Below are 22,155 nucleotides of genomic sequence, written 5' to 3'. Positions count from 1 at the left end.
CTGTTAACCCTCCCTCTACTTACGGAAGACCAAATTCATTACGCTTGACTCGAATCTCGTCCTGAATATACTGGGTGTAATCCATGATGGATTCCCTGGCTTCCACTTGGCCAACAACCGTCTTGTAAAATGCATTGAACAGATGGCGTCCGGTAAAATAACCGCCAGGCACCTCGGGAATGCCCTTTACCGTCTCGAATTGTGCTTTCAGATTCGCATAATCCTCAGCAGGCCACGGAAGTGAATCGAGTGCCTTGATGTTGGCTGTCGGATAACGCGCAGCCGCACCCATCAGCCCTTCCATCTCGCGGCCAAACTCAGCCTGAACCGTTGTACTGGTCCACCATTTCATGAACTCCCACGCGGCCTCTTGGTCCTTGGCGCTCTCCAGCATCATGACCGCGCTGCCGCCACCCGGAACGTCCCGATTCAATGTTCCATCCGGCTGCACAGTCCCCGGAACCGGAACAAATCCCCATAATCCACGGATCTCCGGTGCAAATACAGACAACTGGTTATACATCGTGTAATCCGTCAGACCAATCGGCATCTGTCCGGTCCGGAAACGGTTGGCAAAGTCATACTCCCGCTCCAGCTTGTAATCGGTATAAAACTCTGTCCACTTCTTAAAGGTCTCAATACCGATGCGCGAGTCCAGATCCGATTCCTTGCCGTCATTCCGATAGAAGGAGCCTCCGTTCTGCAGCAGCATTGTGGCATACTGCGAGTTAGGCGGGATATTGACCCCCTGAATGTTGGCTTGGGCCACCACCGGCATGCCAAATTCCATATGATTTTTACTCAGAATCGCCAGCAGGCTCTCGACATCATCCCACGTTTGAGGAACTTCAAGCCCCAGCTCTGCAAGCACATCTTTTCGATAAAACAACATATTAAAGGTCTGTGTCTCCGGCAGGGCGTACACGCCTGAATCATAGGCGTACGGTACGATGGCACTGTCTCTAAACTCCTGTTCTACCGTGGTATAGTCACTGAACTGGGTGAGATCCACCGCCGAGTTCCGCATCGCAAAGTTCACCGGCAGATCATTGCCGATCTGCATCGCTACATCAGGTCCTTCACCCGACAAGGTGGCTGGCAACAGCGTACCCATGTTGACCAGCTTCAAATTGACGTTGATGCCGCTCTCCGGTGTGAATGTCTCATCAATCATCGCTTTCATCGTGTTCGCCTGATCACGGCCACTGCCGATCCAGACCGTCACCGTGCGCTGATCCTCTGATGTGGCTACGTTCCCGATCTGGTTATAATCAATGAAGAACGAGTGATAGAATGTCTTCGCTTCATGACCAAGCTTCGCCAGTGGACCCGTACCCGTTCCGGGAATGCTGCTGTCTAATGAAGCTACATAGAGAGCATCAATCTCAAGCGGTTGCTCGCGAGCCTGCTGCACCCATGTCCCCAGTCCGCCTGTGTTCGTTTTGTAAGCGGCAAGTCTTCTTGGAATGGTATCCGGCTTATCGATCATCTCATCCAGCTGTTGGGCCATCGTTTTGATCAACGCTTCCTGATCGCTGGACTGGCCTGACAGAAGACGAAGTTGCCTTGCAACTTCCTTCAGACGTTTGCTTTCTCCGCTAAACACCTCCAGCAGATTTGGGATCTGCTTCTCCACCCGATAATCCCGGAATTCATCCGGCTTGGTGCCTGTAATCATTAGGATTCTCCGGTACATGGAGTTCAGGTTGTACAGGCTGTCCTCCACATTGCGAATAAGTGGTGCGAAGTCGCCCAGGCTGTTCTCCAGCCGAATGACATGTTTGCCTTTATCCAACTGGAACTTGTAAGCATCCTCACCGCCCAGCACATCAATGCGATAGTCGCTTTGGTAACGGAACGGGGCTTTCGTCATCTCCGCAAACGGAATCTTGCCATCGATGGTCAGCTTGCGTGTGGAATAGATGCCTTTGACAAAATTTTGCTGAGCGGTAAAACCAATATGATAAAGTCCACTCTCCGGCACATCCACTTCCCATTCGATCCACTGTCCTGGCAGACGCCAGTTAAAGCCACCAATCGTATTAATACGCACTTGGGAAGCACTGTACGGAGATACGGCTGAACTTGATCTTTCACTGGTTGGATATAACGTAGGTGAAGATTTGGCAACAGCCGCTTCCCCTTCAATTCGGATGAGCACATCCTTAGGCTGACCGGAAGGACCCATCTGCTTGGCCCCCGCGGTTTCCGCATAAGCAACGGCTGGCTTCTCGTTGAATAGTCGTATGGATCGAATTACCATGGGTTCGCGAGAGGATTTCAGCGTTAACGTGTGCTTCCCTTTTTCCAGATAGAATTTGAATGGAGCCTGTTCATACCCGTCCGAGTCCTGAAATGTTTCCTCCATCCAGCGGGGCTTCTCCACTTGTTTTGGACGAAGATCATTGCCCTGATTATCCTGTTCAACAGCTTGTTTCTCATTGCCCCATACCCGGTCAAACTGCAAATAGGCGGCTTCCGCAAACGGAAGTTCACCGTCAATGTACAATGCACGCTCAATGGCCGAACTCTTGCCTTCTACGGGAAAATAGACAGCAGAGAGGTTGTACAGCCCGGTTTCCGGTACTTCAACTACCCAGTCGATCTCGCCTGTCTCCCCAGTATGAAGCGATACACCCGGCCTGCCCTCATAATTATTCAGCTTGCGTACCTCTTCACCCTCTGCCCGTATGTAGTCTCCTGCTTCGATGGTCATATCCACATTCGGACGTGAGGCCTCGCCTGCTTGGGACAGATATTGTTCATATCCGTTCTTCTGCCTCGTCTGCTGCAAGATGGCATCCACCTTAATGGCAGGCAAACTGCCAGAAGGCACAACTGCACTCTTTACACCTGCACCGGAAGTAAGCAAAAGTATAATGCAGACTGCCGCTGCTGCAATGACTATGGGCAGGATCCATTTCTTTCGTTGTAGAATTCCAGCCATCCTACGAGCCCTCCTCATCAAGGCTGATGCCAGCAATGCTTAAATGGTGATACAGGAAAAGAGGTACCCGTGCGTGAGCCCGGACACGAGGCACCCCTGTCTGAATCATGCTGGTATTACTGTTTGCCAAGTTTATCGACTGCCGCTTGTGCCTGTGCTTTATACTTCTCAGCTGTTGCTGTAACGGAAGCATTGTTTTTGATAATGTCGTTTACATAGTCACCGATTGGATAACCCGCGTAGGCGTCATCCAGCAGGATGCGGCCCGTTCCCGCGATATGCTCGCGAATCATAGCGATGTCCTTCTCGTCGGTATAACGGCTTTCCAGGTAATCCTGACCTGGGTACTCTTCAATCTGCGGAATGTCGAAGGTTTCTTCATAGATTTGGTATACAATTTTAGGATCTTCCACACCTTTGGGAATGAATTTTGCTGAGGCAGCGTTGTTGGCGTATGTTACATCCTTGTTACCCTGAGGACCGTTCGGAATTGGTACGACTCCAGCAGCAAAGGTGATATCGCCCAACTGCCATTCCGCAGCAGTGAACAAAGCCACATCTCCATCCTTGAATGTGTTGCTTTCCTCCCAGTTCGTTTTGTCGCCTGTTTTGACTTTCACAACATTCTCGACGTTATACAGGCGTTTGACGAATTCGGCAGCTTCAATCGTTTTCGGATCGGATAATCCTTCTTTTGAATGTTCGTCGTCTACGATCGTGCCGCCATTGGCTGCAGTAAAGTGACGAAGTACGTCGATGGCCCAGCCAGAGAACCCGTATACGTCAATTTTTCCGTCGTTATCCGTATCTTTGGTCGCCTGTTTCGCCAGTTCCATGAATTTATCCCAATTCCATTCGCCTTTGTTGTATAGCTCCTGAGGATCAGGCAGCGACAACTTCTTGAATAAGTCACGGTTATAGTGAAGTCCCAGACCGATGCTGGTTGGAGATTCAAATGCGTAGTAGTTGCCTGCGATGGCAGGGAATTTCGTGATCAGGTTTGCCTCTTGGTTGATGTTATTCTCAGCTGTGGTGAATTCGGAGATCGGAAGCAGTTGCCCTTTGAGGATGGCGGGTAATGCGGATTTGTACTCCATCTGAACGATGTCTGCGAACGGTTCGCCAGCCAGCGCTGTCGTGGTAAATTTGTTCATGTATTCTTCGAATGGCACGTTTACAAACTCAATTTTCACGTTGTATTTCTTCTCGACTTCAGCGATTTTATCCAGTCTAGCCTTATCCGATGCGGTCTCCCCCGCTGGCTTTAGATCCCACCAGGCCGCAACCTTGATGACACGTCCACCCAAATCAGGTACATTTACGGCCACTTCTTCTTTTCCGCCTTCTTTGTCTGTTTCGACGGTTCCAGTGCTATTGCCCGAATTCGCTGGTGCATCATCAGCTGGCTGAGCCGCCCCCCCACCACTGCAAGCGGATACAAAAAGCATTACGACCAATAACATGAGCGGCAAAACGTTCCATTTTCTAGTCACGATTTTAACAACCTCCCCGAATGTGTATACAAATCATGGTCCGGCATAACTCCCTGACTTTCATTTACCCTAATGAAATTCGACGACCACCACCATTTGTTATTTTACCGTTTGGTTTTGACAAACAAAATTTAACATAGCATAATGTAAGCGTCAACATTTTTATTGTTAACATTTTCTAATTATTCTGATAAAATGCTGTTATATCGCTTTAATACCTTATGATATAGCATATTATCCGAATACCATTCTGAGTACTTCCATATCCAAAACGAAAATCATTTTTGATTATTTTGTTATTTTATAAAATAACAAAAAGATAATAACCTATTCAAAATTCGTCTTTTTCTCTTGCAACATGTCCATTAGCCAAGGTCTATTTTCGTCGTTACATGTATGGAACACTAACATTTTCACTTCTACAGCCGTTATTAGATTAAGAGAAATACATCATGATATACTAGAAACAGCTTTATTGCACAATGTAAGGAATACGGCAGAACTACGAGTGTAAGGATGGTATGATGAAGACGAAGGTAACAATTCAGGAAATTGCACATTTTACAGGTCTGTCGAAATTTGCGGTCTCACGAGCACTGTCCGGAAAATCAGGTGTTAGTGAGCAGACACGGGACGTTATTCTTAAGGCCGCTGGCAAACTTGGATATTTCAAAGATAACAGCATGTTGTCTGGTGATATGTATAGCAGCAATGAACTTCAGGACCCGCAAAACACGCGGTGGAGTGGCACCATTTTGATTTTGTTTCCTAATGTTCGTTATCAGAATCAGGAATCCGTATATTGGGGGCCTGTCTTTAACGGGATATCCTCCAGACTGAACCAGAAAGGCATCAATATTCTTACTCTGACAGAGCCTTCTGCGGATCAACTGTTCACGTTGCTGAATCCGGATGCCATTCGGGGCATTATTACGGTTGGTTCTATCTCCACACCCATTCTACTTGAAATTAAGCGTCTGGGCATTCCTGTTGTCATGGTGGATCATCTGGACCCCGTCTTTCACAGTGACAGTATTTTCACAGACAACTTTGCTTCCATGCGTGACATTATGCTCTATTTGCTGCGCAAGGGATTCAAACGGTTTCAGTTTGTTGGAAATACCAGTGATGCGCACAGCTTCTATGAACGATGGGTCGCCTATACTTCGGTATTAATGGGTCATGGATTGGAAATGAATCAGATCCCCGAACTAAGCAGCCCGGATGTGGATGATTTTCGAAAGACGTTCACTTCGGTCATTCATGAGGGGAATTTGCCTGAGGTTTTTGTCTGTGCCAATGACTTCTATGCGCTATACACCATCGAAGCTCTGGAGAGTATTGGGATTAGTGTACCCAACCAGTGCGTAGTCACCGGTTTCGATAATGTGTATGATAATATCCCTGTACTCGCCACAGTTAATGTGAACAAGGAATTGCTTGGTGCGCGTGCGGTTGACCAGATGTTATGGCGAATTGTAAACCCTGAGAGCAGTGTGGAGAAAAAGCTGATTCTTGCTGATGTGATGATTCGGGAACAGTACGGAAGACATAGCGGATAAAACGGCAAGGTAACCATAGACACCAAAACACCCCCATATCCAGTGTTCGGCTGGCTTGGGGGTATTTGAATTTGAATGTCAAATAAAAAATAGTTGATGTTAAAAGTCCATTCTACGTATCTGTCCGGACATCATCCCAATCTTGATCCAGATAACAGATCAGCCAATTGAGCGCACGGTGACGTTCGTAGGCCACTCCCCCATTCAGACCCCCGGGAGGTGTTTGCTCCTTCACACGACTGTCTACACACACCCAGTTGTACCGGTAGATTAGATCCGCTGCATCCAAAATCTCACTTTTGGAGCGAAGCTGTGCCCCGGCTACAAAGGCTTCAACATCGTCACATTGCTGCAAATACCCTACATCTTGTCCTACGTTACAAAGATTTACCGGAGCTCCAAGTTCCTTGACGTAGCCAAGCGCCCATAACATCACATGATAAGCCTCATATCCCCATGAAAAGGAGATAACCTCCTGATGCTCTGCCCCATGCTGCTCCACAAATCTTCTCTCCACAGGTGAAAAGAATGAAGCTGCATCATACTTGTCGATCACTTCCTGGACCAGCGCTGCTGTATCTTCTGCGCTCTCCCCCGCCCCCAGGCATTCACCCTTGAGAGCTGCAATACAGAGGGCTACCGCGCGATCTGCGACTTGTTCTACACTGCGGATCGTTGTATGCTCATCCCCCGCTCTTGCAGGTAAATGAACATTGAATGGGATTCCTTGCTCCGTTAGAAGCTGCTCGGAGCGCTCTTTACGCTGCATTGCAGATTCCGACGGGGGTCTGGCATCATCCAGAAAACTGGTGTGCGCTGTCACTTTGTAATCCTCTACTTCGGATTCTCCGTTGACATCCAACAGCAGCTGACCTTGCGCATTCAGCAAGGAGCCACCTCCCCAGAAGATGACTGCATCCAGGGCATCGGCCAGATGCAATAATTCATTAAAGAATTCTTCGGAAATGTCTTCTTCTGTCTCGATCCCAACAACCATATTCAGTGTAGAGCATTTAATAAGTACCTTTTCCTGTAGCGCAGCATTCTTTCCCTCAATCTGACTTAGAAATCCCAGCATCCCCTGAATCATTGCAGTAAATTCTTCAGGGTGGGTCTGGCTCGTCATGATATTGAAGCCCTTTGTCTTCTTACTAAATAACTTCTTACGTGTAACTTGAATATGGGTTTTGTCTTCCTTACGCTCAATTGTATCCTGAGGGTATATGGATTGAATCATTTCAAACAGCTGATCCAGGTCAAACTGGGAGCTGTATATTGCACAATTTCTCATGAGGTTCACCTTCTTCTTTCTATATAAGTTCAACTAATAAATATTTACACTGGCACTCCGATGACAGAACAACCTTCCGATCGCTGTTATCCCCAGATTTTGTTGATTCCCTTCTCCAAAGGGAAAAATCCGGGGATAAAGGCGAACACTTCGCTTCTTCAGGTTATTTCTGTCCTCTCCGTTGTTGTGTAAATGTTGAGTTGAACATATCTAACTAGTCCTTATACGGGTCGAATTCATTACCTCCGGCCATCGCGACACCTACGGGACGCAGGATATGGTTGATTTTCAAGGTATGCGCATGCGCATTCAGCACGTCCTGCAGCTTCTTGTACACAAATGGACTTTCATCCGTTCCTGCACCCCGAAGCTCCACACCATAGGCACGAATCGCCGCTTGCATCTGTTCCTCGCTGATCTCGCCGCCCATGCGTGTACGCAGCTTGTAATTCATTTTGCCAGCCGCCTGGGTTCGGCTCATAGTGCGTCCTGCACCATGAACGGTGCTGCGGAAAGACTCGGTATTCTCTTCGCTGTGGATTCCTTCCACAATCACCGAGATATCTCCCATGCTTCCGCCCACAAAACCGAGCTGGCCCGGTGCCAGCGGCGTTGCTCCTTTGCGGACCACCACCACGTCTTCGCCCATATGCTGTTCTTTCCAGGCAAAGTTATGATGGTTATGAACCGAATATTCTGCGCTCGCTCCGAGGATGCCGAGAACCTGCTCAATCACATAATCGCGCCCTGCATACGCATAACGGCCTGCCAATGTCATCCCGTCCCAATACATATCACCCATTTCACTCTTGAGGTCAAACAGTGTTGGTGGTTGGTCCATCGATTCTCCCGGCGCTTTGCCACTAAACGCACGTCCGGCAACCAGATTCAGAAAACCACTGGCGACCTTATGCCCAAAGCCACGACTGCCAAAATGGTTTGCAATCCATACTTTACCCGTCGCCTCTTCCACAAAAATATCAACAAAATGATTACCACTGCCCACAGTCCCGAGCTGGTTGCGCGCGAGTGTCTTCAACTTGTGTTGTAGTCCAGGCTCAATGGAATCAAACAGCTTCCAGCTGGCATCGTCGAACAGCTCATGCTCCACAGGATTTGGATTGTTGCGTCCTACACCGAAGGATATGGTCGCATTAATATCATCCATAATCAAAGCAATCTGATCCCGGATATCATCCCACATCAGGTTGGTGCGCACTGCCTTGTTACCGCAGGCAATATCATATCCAACCCCTGACGGACTGATCATGTTCCGGTAGGCAACTACGCCCCCGATGGGCTGTGAATATCCTTTGTGATGGTCTGCCATTAGAGCCACGCCCAGTACATCTCCATACTGCGAGCAAGTCACCGCCTGACTTACCGCATTCTCCAGCGGCTCCCCCCAGACTTTAATGTTATCTACGATACGCATGATCTGGTTAACCTCCTTTTGTCTTCATTAAAACTTACAATTAAATATGTACATTGAAACATATAAGTCCCCGCCCACAACTTTCTTTATTTTACCAAAGAGGGACCCTTCCCGAAACTATACATTCCTTCAGCTCAAAGATATCCGTATAAAGTAAAAAAAGAGAGCTAGGCTCTCTTTTACATGATCAGTCCCAATTTTATTTCTTACTGATCTTAAACTTGAACTCCCACATCGCTGTGTTACCCGAATAACGGCCCCTGTTCTCCGTCACGACAACCGATAGAGTCTTGTTGATTGATTTGGTAATGGAGGAAACCTTAACGTTCATACTTTTGCTTCCCAGATCAGGAATTTTGTCCTGCTCTTCGGCATTCGCTTGTAATTTAAGCGTATCTGTAGGTTTCAGGTTCAACGTAACCGACGAACCCTCCTCCAGGCTCTTGCCGTTCACACTTGCCCCAATGGCCCATTCATTACCAACGGAATTGTTTTCCACCAGTTCTGCACTGACAAGCGTCACGGTTACTTTAACCGTCTTGGCAGCGGCATAGGATGTTGGGGAACATACAGCGAATACCAAACTCAGAATCATCAAGACATTAGCCCATTTTTTGAACACGAGAGTGCCTCCCTCATATCAGTTCATTTATTTCGAGACTATGCCTTATTCGCCCTGCTCCTTAAGTAGTCCTTCTACCGATTAGACATTTTCCGTGCTATATTGATTAATTAAAATGCTTCCGATAACCCTGAACTTTCTCATCTTTAAAGCCCAGCTTTTCATAAAAAATATGAGCCTCTTTACGCTGATCACCAGACACCAGAATCATGTATTCACATCCAAGATCTCTCGCAATGTGCTCAATCTGAAGCATAAGCTTCTGACCAATTCCCTGTCTGCGTACCTGATCGGATACAATCACATTCTCCACAACCATGAAGGGATTGCACTGCCCTGCCAGATCCATACATTCAATACCCATAACTGATCCGGCCAGTTCGCCGTTGTAAAATGCACCGAGTACATGGTAGTGTCCATTTTGCTGGATATAGTGAAACATCTTCTGCATCTGTTGTTCATTAGTCGGTGTACCCATCAATTCGTTGTATAACTGACTTAGCGCCGGTAGATCCTCAAGTTCGATTGCTTTAATGGTAACCATAATAATCCTCCTGATTTTGCCCTATTTCACATACGCTGTCTTACGTTAGGTCCTTCTTAAAATAACAATGACTGTGTCCGGTCGGTGCATTCTCGATCGTTGTGATCAATTGGTAGCCATGCTTCTTGTAAAATTCAGGTGCTTGATATGAGAATGTGTTCAATTGGATGAAGTCACAGGATTTCTCGCGCGCAATACGTTCAACCTCACGTAGCAACTGGGAACCATAACCTTGTTGCCGCTGATTTGCATCCACCCAAAGAATATCAACCTCCAGCCAGTTCCAACAAAGTGTACTAAGCACACCTGCAACTATCTCGCCGGTCTCATTTTTGATATTGAAATTCAGTTCTTCGTAACGATGCCTTAATTCCTCGCTCACATGCGCAGCATTAAATGCGATAAGTTGCTGGCGAACATACTCTGAATCCTCTGAAGTACTTGGATTGATGTTTATTTGGGACATCCTCTTCTCCTCCTTCTCGTCATTACTTCGTGGTAAACATCTGAATAGGACCTTCCCAGTCAGGCTCTCTAACCTCTTGGTATTTATTATCGGTATAGCGTGCGATGACCTTACGCCAGAAAATCTGAGCAGGCTCATTCGTCTCCATCTCCGCTACTTTCCATGTCCCAGGGAAAAGGTTGAACACATGGATGGCAGCTTGCGCACCCATTCCCAGCTTTCTGTATTTTTTCATTACAAAAAACTCTGCCATAGCGTATATACTCGTTCCCTGTTCACTCTCGATTTCACGAATCAGTGCGAATCCCGCCAATTGTCCTTCTACCCGAAACAAAAAAGGATATCTGCCCGCTTCTGTCCAATAATGGTCCAGGTACACATACTCATATAACCCGTTTTCGTTAACATCTTCCGGGTCATACTCACTAAAATCGTATTTGTACAACTCCATCAGATTACGCAAAGTTGATTTATGTTGGTAATCCGCCTTATGAATCGATAACATGAGATTATTTCCTTCTTTCCGTTAGGTTTCGCAGGGGTTCTTTATTTCAGTAGTCTATAATTTACTAAGATATAGTTCAATCCTGAGAACAGCGTAACTCCTGCCGCCAGCCATAATAAAATCATATCAACCCGCACATCTGTCAGCAAACTGAACGGAAAATTATTCAATAATACAGCGATGATGGCTGCCACCTGCAGCACCATTTTGATTTTGCCATATCGATCAGCAGCCAAGGCAATTCCCTGTTCACTCGCAATCATACGCAGTGCTGTAATGACAATTTCACGTCCAATGATGATCACAGCAATCCATGAACCGATCAGATTCTCCTGAACCATCATAATCAGTGCAACCGAAATCAAGAGTTTGTCTGCCAGTGGATCAAGCAATTTCCCCAGATTGGTGATCTGATTATATTTTCGGGCCACATACCCATCCAGCTTATCCGTACCCGCAGCCAGTGTAAAAATAATAACGCCAATCACCAGACCATGCTGATCCAAAAAACGAATAAGTTCACTCGACTCCAGTATCCATGATGGCAACGGGATGAAGCACAACATAAATAAAGGAATCAATGTCATTCTTGCCAGGGTAATCTTGTTAGCCAGGTTCATGGAAAACCTCCCTCTACTTCACTCCAATATGTTGTGATTTCTCCACCCTTGCGCCATCCTCCTTTTTTTCACAAAAAAAGAAAGGGCAGACTGTATATCATACAGTTGCCCTTCTTCGGAATTTTTTAATGTATTCCTCTGTTCCTCCTCCTCTGGTCTACAATGATTCCTTAATCACTCGTTTGTAATACCATATGGACAACAGGCCGAAGATGGAATACAACAACGTATACACTATCATGACGATTACAGTCGGTGTGGCAAGTTCTGTACCGAAGAAAAACCAGCCTGATTTCACGGCAAAATAACTATGGCTCAGTCCCACAACAAGGGGAATGCCGAAATTAAACAACTGCTTGAACTGAATTCCGCGTAACAGATTGCTTTGCGTAAACCCGAGTTTGCGCAGAATCGTATAGTTTGATTTCTCTTCTTCGCTCTCATTCATTTGTTTGAAATAGAGGATACACCCGGATGTAATCAAGAAGGTGAGTCCCAGGAAACCAACAATGAACATAATCAGGCCCATACTGGTACGTTGATTATTTCTGAACTCGATCTGGGAGAAGCTTGGGGCCTTCAATTGCAGATCTGCAAAAATAGCATATGCATTCTCGTCTTGCCTCGAATCTGTAATTTGCACACCGTAATAATCGGTCGCTTGCCCTTTTTGAAGTTTTGGATCAAGATCCTGCGCAAGCTCTGCATAAATCGATTCATCCACAACCGTCACGGGCGTGCCTTGGTTATAGTATACGGGAAGCACGCCCTGTTTCGTGGTTCCGATTAGCTGCTGGTCAATCGTTTTCTTCAACCCGTGAAGAACAATGGGACCTTCATCCTTAATAGAAAAGAATTGCTGAATCACATTGCCATATCCCATGAAAATAACTTCGCCTGGTTTCAGGTCGATGTTATCCACCATGCTGTCACTTAACACACTGCTGAACAATCGATCTTCCGACAGGGAGTCATTCATGACCTTCGATGCATCAATCTCAATATATAAAGGTTGTCTGTGCTTTTCTTCATACGGAATTTGTTTGTTATCCAGCTCAGCAACAAAACGATCCTTTACCTCAGCCTGAGCAAATGAAAAATCTTCCGGCAGGCTTTCCTTGGCTTGTGCCTCTGCCGAATAATAGGAAATGTAACTGAGCGACAACAAACCTATGGCGAGTGCAGATACGGTAGTAATAATGGTCAGCAGCAAGGCATTCGACCTCATGCGAAACATGATGGAGGATAACGACAATACCTCATTAATGGAGAGATAGCCTTTTTTACTTTTGCGAATCAGATTAAAGAGAAAACTGACGGAACCTTTATAGAACAGATATGTCCCCAGAATAACCGAGAACAAAATCAAAATCATGGTGTACATTAACTGCTGCATATCCAATTTCTCGACGCTGAACAGCCGTGCAGACAGGATGTAACCGAACACGATCAGAGCAATACCCAAGATACCCATCAGAATCTGCCCCACAGATAACTTCTGTACCTGGTGCTCCGTTGTAGAAGATACTCGGAAGAGCGAAAGAATGCTTTGAGCTCGGATAAACGTGTAATTCATCAGCATGATGAGCAAATACATGACAGCAAAGACAATCAGCGTTTGCAACAGCGCCATCGGTGAGAAATATAGTTTTGTTATCGCATCAACGCCAATAATTTTGAACAAAATCATCAATATCAGCTTGGAACCCAGAAACCCGATTAGAATACCGATTACCATAGAACCAAAGTAGAGAATGCAATTTTCCGCACTCAAGATGCCAAATATTCTCCCTTTCGTCAGTCCGATCAGTTGAAACAAGCCGATCTCCTTACTGCGTCGCTTGATAAAGATTGTATTGGCATAGAGCAGAAAAATGCCCACAATGACAATCAGTAACACGGACGAGGCCCCTATCGCGGCAGCCCCTTTCGTTGATTCAGCAACCTCATCCATGGAGGGATCATACTGTAATGTCACAAAGGAAAAATACAGAGCCACACTAAAAATCAGGGCAAAGACGTAAAGATAATAATTCTTCAGGTTTTTCCTCAGATTGCGAAAAATGATGTAGTTCAGGCTCATGGCTGCACACCACCCAACACGCCCTGAGTTTTGATAATATCGTTGAAGAAGGATTGCCGGGACTCGTCTCCTTTATTTAATTGGGTGTAGATCTGACCGTCCCGAATGAAAATCACCCTGCTGCAATAACTCGCGGCAAACGGATCATGGGTGACCATAATAATGGTGGCCTGATGTTTGCTGTTCATATCACTTAATTTGCCAAGCAGATCCGAAGCCGATTTGGAATCGAGCGCACCTGTCGGCTCGTCAGCGAAAATAATGCTTGGATCATGCACAAACGCACGCGCGGCCGACGTCCGCTGCTTTTGTCCACCCGAAATTTCGGACGGATATTTGTCTTTCAACTCGTATATGCCCAGTTCACGAGCGATTTGTTCGAACTTCAGGTGTGCCTCATGCTTCGGAATACTCGTAATCGAGAGCGGCAGCAATACATTTTCCTTCACCGTGAGGGTATCCAGCAGATTATAGTCCTGAAAAATAAAGCCGAGATGGTGTTTGCGGAATTCAGCCAGCTGTTTTTCCTTCATGCCGGTGAACTCCTTACCCTCAATGTCAATCGTGCCCTGACTTACCCGATCGATCGAAGAAAGAACATTCAACAGCGTCGTTTTCCCCGAACCAGAGGGCCCCATAATCCCAACAAATTCGCCTTTACTTACCCCGAGATCAATCCCCTTGAGGACTTCCTGTTTATTTAATTTGTTGCCATAGACTTTATGAATTTTTTTGGCTTCCAGTATCCACATATCCCACTCACTCCTCTTTGGTATATCTTTATCATAGGCGGGATGCTCCAATTAATCGTGCGATTCACCGAACAAAACCAAAAAGCATGTGACAATGTTGTCACACGCCTGCAAGGTGGATCATGTCATTTTTTCGCGGGAAGGTTAGCTTGACGCTAGTGCCCTCTCCGGGAGCAGACTGTACCTTAACGTCTATACGAAGTGCTTGTGCCACCTGTCGGGTCAAATACAAGCCCATTCCCGTTGCCGTTCCTTCCAGTCTACCCTGAGTTGAAGTGAAGCCTTTATCAAAGATACGTGGTAAATCCTGCGCTTCGATCCCTCTTCCATAATCCTGAATGGTCAGTATGATGTGCCCATCCTGTTCCTTGCTTTCAATGATAATGTCAGAGGAATGACTATATTTCACCGCATTGCTGAGCAGCTGTCGTATGATAAAACCTAACCATTTGCTGTCGGTCAGCACCTTGGTCACCTGTAATGACACGTCGAACCCAATCCGTTTGGATATACACCACGACTTCAAAGCTCTAATCTCGCCATTCAAAATCGGTTCAAGCTCTGTTTCTTCCACAAACAAATCATTATGCATAAATGGAATACGCTTCTGGTGAAGCTGCTGATCGAGAAGTTGGTGAATTCGCAGCCATTCATACGTCATCTGACCCTGCAGCTTGTCATCCGGCATTCGCTCAATCATTAATTGTAGCGCGGTTAAGGGCGTCTTCACCTCATGAATCCAGGACAGCATCTCATCCTTTTCTTGCTCCAGCAAAATAAAATGAGATGAGGACTCCTTCCGATAACGTTCGGTCTGGGAAGTCACGGCATCGTGCACAATCCGTTCATAAGGGCTTTCAGCGATATCCAAATCCCCTGGATCATAGGTATGATCCCAGGCAGTTAATCTTTTGTAGAAACGAGTCTCTCTTGGATATCTCGCCCAGATAAAAACGATGCATACCACCACATTCAGCACGACGATATAGGATACGGATCGGAATGGAATGGACGTGTCGATATAGGCTACAAATAAAAAGATGAGCTGCATGCTTATAAGCAACACTAACCAGCTTAGCTTTTCCCGTATGTACTTACCAATCATGTTTCCGCCTCTTCTGTTGCCATGTAGCCCTGACCTACTTTCGTTTCGATATAGCCATCCAGATTTAGCGGCTCCAACTTCTTGCGAAGGCGATTCACGTTGACCGTGAGTGTGTTGTCACTCACAAAATGTTCATGATCCCATAAGCTGCGAATCAGGTCTTCCCGGGTCACAATCTGATTTTTGTGCTCCACTAGCACTTTGAGAATGAACATTTCATTTTTGGTCAAAAGGACAGATTCATTGTTATGGGTAAGTGTATTTTTCACATATTCAATGGTAGCCCCACGCCATGTGCGCAGCTCAATCCGCTCTGTATTGTAGTTATACACCCTACGCAGGGTCGCCTGGATCTTGGCAATCAGCACATCGAAATGGAAGGGCTTCTGGATAAAATCATCTGCGCCCAGATGCATCGACATGACCATATCCGTAGGATGATCACGTGAGGACAGAAAGATAATCGGTACATTGGAATGGGCTCGAATCATGCGACACCAATGAAATCCGTCATACTGGGGAAGCTGAATATCAATAATCACTAGCTGTGGTTGAATGGCACTGTACTCCTGCATCACTTTGCCAAAATCACGCACGCCATACACCTCATATGACCACTGGGATAACCGTTCTTTGATTTCACTGAACAACGAGTCATCGTCTTCAATGAGCATAATTTTAAACATATTTTCACCACGTTTCTGTTCTTCTTGGGTATTGCCCGAAGCATATTGTTTGACAATCTACGGGGGACCGTTTCAGATACGGATCGTTCTTCCGATCGCTGTTGTCCCCAAATTTCCTTTATTAAATTTATTAAATGTAGAAATTAGGTGACAAAGGCGAACGCTACCGCTTCTTCAGAATCGATTCCGTCTCTTCCACTCCTGCCGCTATTACATAGAACAATACAAATTGTCGAGGCAAAGTAAAATCCATAGTCTCTTACCAATTTAGATGAATCTAAACGTTTATAACTTTTAATCTGTTATCCCTCCATAGTATGGAGGACCTTGCTTGGATCACTGATTTCTTCCATCCGTTCGATTAATTGCTTTGCGACATCTTGTGGCGATCTTAATTGGCCTGCTTCATAGACCTGACCGAATACCTCAGACAGTGCAAATTCCTCTGCACTTTTGCCTCTTGCCACAACCTGTAGCTCAGTATCTACCATCCCTGGATCGAATGCAATCACTTCAACGGAATTGGGTTGCCCGGATTGTTCCATCGCTACGCACTGGGTGAACATGTTTATTCCAGCTTTGGAGGTACAGTAAGATGCCATTGAAGGTGCCGGATAACTTCCTGACCCGGAAGATACATTGACTATTTTTCTGCGTGTGGTCAGGTGGTTGGTATGTTGTATAAAAGATGAAGTCAGAATCATAGGCGCTGCCAAACTGATGTTCAGATTAAGACTGATCTCCTCTGCACTGCACCGATCTATCGATTTCAACGGTTCCAGCATCGCTGCATTGTTAATGAGCCCGATGAATTCAACTTCTTGCGGTGGAATCTGTTCCAATATGCCTGAGACAAGATCGTCGATGCTATGAATATCTGCCAGATCAAACTGAACATGCTGGTAACGCTCGTAGGCTTCCTCCAAGTCAGACGTTCCGCGTGCAATACCGTAGACGTGACCTCCCTTTTCCAATAACAATTCCGCAAGCTGTTTGCCGATTCCTTTGGATGTACCTGTAATGATAAAATACCTTTGTCCCATATTCTCCCCGCCTTTCTCTCGCTCTGTGCAATATTGGTTAAACACGTCAAATCTATGACCCTTCCTCTATGACTACACGTTTGGTTTTCTCCACAATGTCACCCATAGGATGGGCAAGCCAAAACAATCTTCATCCTGATCCATCGCCTTCATCGGTCGCAGCTCCACGCATTCAAAAGGATCTTCCAGCAAATAGCGAAGCTTTTCTTCCGTAAAAGCCAGACCACCTTTCATCGACTTCTCACGGTATACCTCCCAATCGTCCATAACGCTCTCCGGTCCACCCTGACCGCCAAATCCTGGAGCAAAGCAGGTCATTCCAAAATACCCTCCAGGTTTAAGTCCGTTCTGAATCTTCTGTATGTAGGGAATTCGCTGATGTGGCAGCAGATGGTGAAGACAGCCCGAATCATAGACGAGATCGTACTCTTCATGTGGCGTGAGTTCAAATGCTGATTTGCATTCGAAATTCACTTCAAGCTGTTCCTCCACAGCTCTTTCCTTGGCCCAGGCAATGGCTGTCTCTGAAAGATCATAAGCATCTACTTTATAACCCTGACGTGTTAGATATATTGCATTTCTTCCCGGGCCACAACCGAGCTCCAATGCTTTTCCCCCAGGTAATATTCCTGAGTTCACATGTGCTACCAGATTTTCATCCGGTTTGTTTGGAAAAAAGGGAATCGGCCGGGCTCGATCCTCGTAAAAAGGTTCCCAAAATTGCTTCGCTGATCTGAATTCTGAGTCAAGCATGTCATATAGATCCTGGACATTTTTAATCGTCTTCTCCATAACCACATTCCTCCTCAAATCCATATAAATTATCCTTCATATTCCCTCTTATGTTTCGATCTCTGTGCTCACCATTTGCCCGCTTTATCACGGTTTATACGCTAAATCAACTACCCTCTATTATAACATTTTCACCCAATCCAACTCTATTTTTCTTGTAAGATTCGAGCCGAAAACAGTCTGATTATATGTAAAAAAACGCTGTTTAGAAGAAAGTAATTCCCTGTCCTCTCAACAGCGTTATAATCCTTTTTATTCAGGATTCGATCAGCTTAACTTCTTCGTTAAATAGAGCACTACATCGTCGTCGATGATCGTTTCATCGCCCCATTTTAGATAACGATCATGCTTGTGAATGCCCTGTCCATCTGGTATATATCCACGACGGGCATACAGAATTTGAGCTTTGCCATAATCGGAGAACACCCCGACACCAATCCCGGCAGTTTCGGTTCGCTCATGAATGACTTCTTCTGCCCGGTCCATCAAACGTGATCCAATTCCCTGACGCTGATACTTGATCAGCACATTGAAATCATTAATTTCCGGAATACCCTGTTCCCTGAACGAAGGGTAATACGAATTCCACAATACATTCACGTAACCGGCAAAAGCTCCATCCAATTCCGCTATCAAAGTCACTCGCTCACCATTCTGCTGCTCTGCAAGATATTGAATGTACTGCTCCGCCGATTTCGCCCAACCCTGTTCCTGAAACGCCTGCGAAATTACGACCGGATCACTCTCATCCAAAAGTCTGATATGTATATTCATCGATGTAATCTCCTTAATATTATTAGATATTTAAATGTTATTTTCACAAAAAGTCAGATCCACAAAGTGTTCGTGTGTCCCTTTGGCAGAATATACCTTCCACTGATGCAAAAAAGAATAAAACATATCACCAAAATTCATGCCCTCTGGTAGTGTATCTACCATTTTCATTGCACCTATTTCGGAGTTAGGTTCCAGCGATAGAGCACGGAATTTTGTAATATTCGCATAATAAACCATACCAAACGTTCCATTCATTTGGTAAATTCCGAAAGGTTCTAGCATGAACCTCAATGCTCCTGTCTCTTCGAACAGTTCTCTTTCTGCAGCCCTAAGAACTGACTCGTCAGGTTCACGATTACCTCCTGGGAATTCCCAGCCTTGGCGTTTAAGGTTATGGATAATGACGTATTTCTCCTGAAACTGAGTAACCATGATGACATACTGAATCTCTTGTTCCAATTCATCATATTCACTGAGATCTAGCCACTGTTTCTCTATCATCAGAAATTACACCTCACATATTTCACCACTAGATTCCCAATCTGCTTCTAAGCGAGGTAATATGGGCAACGTGGTGTCTGCCATGCCATGCATATACGCCCAAATTATAGTCCAGTCTGGTCGTTTCTTTGGATGCAGGGTGATAAAAGGTTTTGGCATAGTCTGCATCCGTTAATGTGTTTAATAGCGCTACCCAACGTCGATGCATCGCATCTAGGATTTGCAGAGAAAACTCGACATCCAGTTCCCGTGAATCACTCAGTTCAGCCCATCGTTCCTCGTAATATGGTCTTATCGTAGGGTTATCCTCCGTCAGTGCCAGCTTGAAACGAACCAAGCTATTCATATGGCTATCTGCCATATGGTGTATGACCTGTTTGAGCATCCAGCCACCTTCCCGGTAGGGTAACCTCAATTGTTCTTCACTCAATCCGTTAACCGCTTCGCGGGCGCGCTCCGGCAACTCCGCAATATCCTGAATCCACTGCTTCCGCTGCTCTGATGTAACCTCGCCTGTATGTTCAAATGTTCCAATCGGGTACCTCAAATCCATCAATCTTTCCTCCTTGGTTAAATGGTTTAAATATACACATTGCACTCCTATGGGGCATACTCCATCAGCCAGCAGTCTCTCATTTTCCCTTCGTGCAGCTCATGTTCTGGTAACAGTCTGACCTTCCTGAAGCCACACTTCTCGTAACAGGATATGGCTCGTTCGTTCCATGATTGCGGGTCCATGACCACTTTCCGAGCTTGCTTATCATTGACCAGATAGGTCATCATGGATTGTACTAGTTGTGTGCCAATACCGCGGTTCCAATAATCAGCTTCTCCAATAAACTGATCTGTTCCATAGATGATTTCATCGGTGTCTCCATAACCATACTCATTCCGTTCTTCCTCCTCCAGTTCATAGAACTGGATATAGCCGATCGGTTTACCTTCGTGTTCAACCATACAACGATTTGCCGTATCCTCTTGTCTATAAAAGTGATCTCTGACCAAATTCAGATCATGTGGCTGATCACGGCCTTCGTAATATTGAAGCACTACTGGGTCAGACAACCATTGAACAAGGAACTGCTCATCTTTTTCATCCAGTAAACGTACCGTAATCTCATTCCATTGATAGATTAGCATCACTCTGCGTACTCCTTAATGATTTCCAGAGGCTCTCCTGAGACCCAGCTCAGGTCTTTGCCCAGTAATTTTTCCTGATGAACATAATAGATCATCGGTTGCCGAATCAGTTCTGCCTCATCACCCAAAGGATGAATGGTAAAACGCACCTTGTACGTGCCCACCGCATCAGGTATGGAGAACCCTGCAAATTCAGAATTCGCTGTTGATGATTGCCTCTGTAACACTTGACGAAGAATCTCTTCCATTGCACCTGTGCTGCCGACGGAAGTAGGTCGAATAAATCGGTTGTCCTGTTTGTCATCAAAAGATATTGAACCCCAGCCAGCTACAAGGGGATATATGGTGTGCTGACCCTTATCTTCTTTTGTACGTGTAATGGTTAATTGCACCTCGTATTCATCCGTAGCTGTCTGCCGAATCGTGCCCTTCATGTTAACATCCTGCGCTGTAATGCTTGGAGCCAGATTATTATATACAAGAAACACTGCTACAATAATAATTGCAATACCAGTTAGCCAAAATATCGTACTTTTTCGCATGTTTTTAACCCCCAAGCTGGTTAAGCGTAAGTCTGAATTAATTCACTCTCCATTAGCTTCTGTGTAACGCTGTCCAGTTCCGGAGAAGCAGACCAATCACTATCTGTATTCAAACCATATTTAATCGTATGGATAACGCTATTAGCTGACATATATAAATTATGGTGTACTCCTGGTTGCACAATGATGTGATTTCCTTCGCCCATAACTCTGATTTCAAGCGTCTGATCATTCGTGAAATTTGCATAAGCGATCCAACCAGACTGCACAACATAGAACTCGGTTATATGGTTATGGAAATGGCTATTTTGCCATGCTCCCTGAGATGAAGCTACCGTTCTGCAATAATAACTGCCATCTTCTGAAACCATCTTGTATTTCCGTTCCCCGTTAGCCATCTGCTCGAAGCTGGTATTCACATTATCTGGTCCTAAATTTTGTTCTAAAGTTTCTCTATTCAAAACACAACCTCCAGATCTGAAATACGAAGTCAGGCATTCATATTTTATAATCTTTCTTTAACGCCTTACGGCCTTCCAGATATATTTGTGCTCACGCACAGCAAGTCTCCCCTCAATCTGAATTCCCTTCAGCTTAACTTGAAGCTGCTCATGGTACTCAGGCTGTGTGTAATCCGGGTTGCCAGGGATATCGGAAAGAAAAATAGCGAACTCTTTTTCATCAGGGAAGACCATTAGGGCCTCATTGAATTCCTCAATTTCAATGTTTTCATACTGATTTGTATGCAGCCTTTCTCGTACCTTGATTACATCGGTATGAATGCCAAAGATAACGCCACCCTTTCGCAACAATCTCCTATGTTCAATTATCGACGTAGGTCCTCTGCGGTCATAGATCAGGTCGAACTGTTCGTCTTGGAAGGGCAACTCTGTTTTGGTTGTAGCGAAGACAAATTCAACATTGCCAACGTCACTGGCCACAAGCCCAGCCTGAGCGATACGCAGTAGCTCCTTCGAGTTGTCAAAACCCGTAATATGATCGGTATAGGCCGACATTTTTAATGTGAATTCCCCATGACCACAACCTGCATCAAGCACAGATTTATACTGAGGCAGCAACTGCATTAAGCGCGCTTCATATACATCTTCTGCGGAATTGCCCTCCCATGTAAATACCGATCTGCCCTTGTATCCTCCGTTACGTTGTCCGATCATGTCATACCATTCCATCCCCAATAGATATCCCCCCAGAAGAAAATCCCATATTAAACAACATTCGACACAGACAA

The 22,155-nt window shown here is 45.6% G+C and carries 23 protein-coding genes; 1 reads left to right on the top strand and 22 read right to left on the bottom strand.

The features are described from left to right. Window positions 1–19 precede the first annotated feature (19 nt). Window positions 20–2,947 carry an extracellular solute-binding protein gene (locus BLS14_RS24030; RefSeq protein ID WP_090954376.1) on the bottom strand — a complete coding sequence of 976 codons (2,928 nt, stop codon included), beginning with the start codon at window positions 2,945–2,947 and terminating at the stop codon, window positions 20–22. A gap of 116 nt (window positions 2,948–3,063) precedes the next feature. Beyond that, complete coding sequence (locus tag BLS14_RS24025) at window positions 3,064–4,440, bottom strand: ABC transporter substrate-binding protein (protein WP_256336656.1); 1,377 nt, start codon at window positions 4,438–4,440, stop codon at window positions 3,064–3,066. A 521-nt stretch (window positions 4,441–4,961) separates the two neighbouring features. Here BLS14_RS24025 and BLS14_RS24020 point away from each other — a divergent pair. Continuing rightward, window positions 4,962–6,002, top strand: coding sequence for a LacI family DNA-binding transcriptional regulator (locus BLS14_RS24020; RefSeq protein WP_256336655.1), 1,041 nt, complete (start codon window positions 4,962–4,964; stop codon window positions 6,000–6,002). Between the two features lie 112 nt (window positions 6,003–6,114). On the opposite strand, the gene BLS14_RS24015 is transcribed toward BLS14_RS24020, so the two are convergent. The 20 genes from BLS14_RS24015 to BLS14_RS23920 all read right to left on the bottom strand — a co-directional run bounded on the left by BLS14_RS24015 (window position 6,115) and on the right by BLS14_RS23920 (window position 22,096). Next, on the bottom strand, window positions 6,115–7,293 hold the full coding sequence (locus BLS14_RS24015; protein ID WP_079696479.1) for a DUF4272 domain-containing protein: 1,179 nt from the start codon (window positions 7,291–7,293) through the stop codon (window positions 6,115–6,117). A gap of 214 nt (window positions 7,294–7,507) precedes the next feature. After that, the gene (locus tag BLS14_RS24010) at window positions 7,508–8,728 is read right to left on the bottom strand and encodes an RtcB family protein (protein WP_090954373.1); all 1,221 of its coding nucleotides are present in this window, start codon (window positions 8,726–8,728) and stop codon (window positions 7,508–7,510) included. A gap of 199 nt (window positions 8,729–8,927) precedes the next feature. Beyond that, window positions 8,928–9,350, bottom strand: coding sequence for a hypothetical protein (locus BLS14_RS24005; RefSeq protein WP_256336654.1), 423 nt, complete (start codon window positions 9,348–9,350; stop codon window positions 8,928–8,930). 106 nt (window positions 9,351–9,456) lie between these two features. Further along, a complete protein-coding gene (locus tag BLS14_RS24000; protein ID WP_076289992.1) occupies window positions 9,457–9,894 on the bottom strand; it encodes a GNAT family N-acetyltransferase in 438 nt (145 codons plus the stop codon). Window positions 9,895–9,934: 40 nt separating this feature from the next. Then, window positions 9,935–10,360: a GNAT family N-acetyltransferase gene (locus BLS14_RS23995; RefSeq protein ID WP_090954371.1), complete on the bottom strand. Its 426-nt coding sequence runs from the start codon at window positions 10,358–10,360 to the stop codon at window positions 9,935–9,937. Window positions 10,361–10,382: 22 nt separating this feature from the next. Beyond that, window positions 10,383–10,865, bottom strand: a complete 483-nt coding sequence (locus BLS14_RS23990; protein ID WP_072734098.1) for a GNAT family N-acetyltransferase — start codon at window positions 10,863–10,865, stop codon at window positions 10,383–10,385. 41 nt (window positions 10,866–10,906) lie between these two features. Next, window positions 10,907–11,485: a CDP-diacylglycerol--glycerol-3-phosphate 3-phosphatidyltransferase gene (gene pgsA, locus BLS14_RS23985; protein WP_090954369.1), complete on the bottom strand. Its 579-nt coding sequence runs from the start codon at window positions 11,483–11,485 to the stop codon at window positions 10,907–10,909. Window positions 11,486–11,642: 157 nt separating this feature from the next. Then, entirely contained in the window at window positions 11,643–13,568 is a 1,926-nt protein-coding gene (locus tag BLS14_RS23980) for an FtsX-like permease family protein (RefSeq protein WP_090954367.1), read from the bottom strand. Then, a complete protein-coding gene (locus BLS14_RS23975; RefSeq protein ID WP_090954365.1) occupies window positions 13,565–14,320 on the bottom strand; it encodes an ABC transporter ATP-binding protein in 756 nt (251 codons plus the stop codon). Before BLS14_RS23975 ends, BLS14_RS23980 begins: the two co-directional genes overlap by 4 nt. Window positions 14,321–14,420: 100 nt before the next feature. After that, window positions 14,421–15,425 carry a sensor histidine kinase gene (locus BLS14_RS23970; protein WP_090954363.1) on the bottom strand — a complete coding sequence of 335 codons (1,005 nt, stop codon included), beginning with the start codon at window positions 15,423–15,425 and terminating at the stop codon, window positions 14,421–14,423. Continuing rightward, window positions 15,422–16,111: a response regulator transcription factor gene (locus tag BLS14_RS23965; RefSeq protein ID WP_090954361.1), complete on the bottom strand. Its 690-nt coding sequence runs from the start codon at window positions 16,109–16,111 to the stop codon at window positions 15,422–15,424. The genes BLS14_RS23970 and BLS14_RS23965 overlap by 4 nt, the downstream gene beginning before the upstream one ends. Before the next feature lie 302 nt (window positions 16,112–16,413). Next, window positions 16,414–17,154, bottom strand: a complete 741-nt coding sequence (locus tag BLS14_RS23960) for an SDR family NAD(P)-dependent oxidoreductase (RefSeq protein WP_090954359.1) — start codon at window positions 17,152–17,154, stop codon at window positions 16,414–16,416. A gap of 72 nt (window positions 17,155–17,226) precedes the next feature. Further along, entirely contained in the window at window positions 17,227–17,946 is a 720-nt protein-coding gene (locus BLS14_RS23955; protein ID WP_090954356.1) for a class I SAM-dependent methyltransferase, read from the bottom strand. A 267-nt stretch (window positions 17,947–18,213) separates the two neighbouring features. Next, a complete protein-coding gene (locus tag BLS14_RS23950; RefSeq protein ID WP_090954354.1) occupies window positions 18,214–18,720 on the bottom strand; it encodes a GNAT family N-acetyltransferase in 507 nt (168 codons plus the stop codon). A gap of 30 nt (window positions 18,721–18,750) precedes the next feature. Then, the gene (locus BLS14_RS23945) at window positions 18,751–19,224 is read right to left on the bottom strand and encodes an NUDIX domain-containing protein (protein WP_090954353.1); all 474 of its coding nucleotides are present in this window, start codon (window positions 19,222–19,224) and stop codon (window positions 18,751–18,753) included. A 28-nt stretch (window positions 19,225–19,252) separates the two neighbouring features. Next, window positions 19,253–19,777: a YfiT family bacillithiol transferase gene (locus BLS14_RS23940; RefSeq protein ID WP_090954351.1), complete on the bottom strand. Its 525-nt coding sequence runs from the start codon at window positions 19,775–19,777 to the stop codon at window positions 19,253–19,255. Window positions 19,778–19,824: 47 nt separating this feature from the next. Further along, a complete protein-coding gene (locus BLS14_RS23935; RefSeq protein ID WP_064639614.1) occupies window positions 19,825–20,364 on the bottom strand; it encodes a GNAT family N-acetyltransferase in 540 nt (179 codons plus the stop codon). Beyond that, window positions 20,364–20,906 carry a hypothetical protein gene (locus BLS14_RS23930; RefSeq protein WP_090954349.1) on the bottom strand — a complete coding sequence of 181 codons (543 nt, stop codon included), beginning with the start codon at window positions 20,904–20,906 and terminating at the stop codon, window positions 20,364–20,366. The genes BLS14_RS23935 and BLS14_RS23930 overlap by 1 nt, the downstream gene beginning before the upstream one ends. A 20-nt stretch (window positions 20,907–20,926) precedes the next feature. Beyond that, entirely contained in the window at window positions 20,927–21,367 is a 441-nt protein-coding gene (locus BLS14_RS23925) for a cupin domain-containing protein (RefSeq protein WP_090954347.1), read from the bottom strand. A 57-nt stretch (window positions 21,368–21,424) separates the two neighbouring features. Next, window positions 21,425–22,096, bottom strand: coding sequence for a class I SAM-dependent methyltransferase (locus tag BLS14_RS23920; RefSeq protein ID WP_256336665.1), 672 nt, complete (start codon window positions 22,094–22,096; stop codon window positions 21,425–21,427). Window positions 22,097–22,155: the final 59 nt, after the last annotated feature.

Origin of the sequence: Paenibacillus sp. OK060 (assembly GCF_900101205.1) — a bacterium.
Classification (GTDB): domain Bacteria; phylum Bacillota; class Bacilli; order Paenibacillales; family Paenibacillaceae; genus Paenibacillus; species Paenibacillus marchantiae.
Note: the sequence above shows the minus strand (reverse complement) of the source record. Positions and strands in the feature narration are given on the sequence as shown.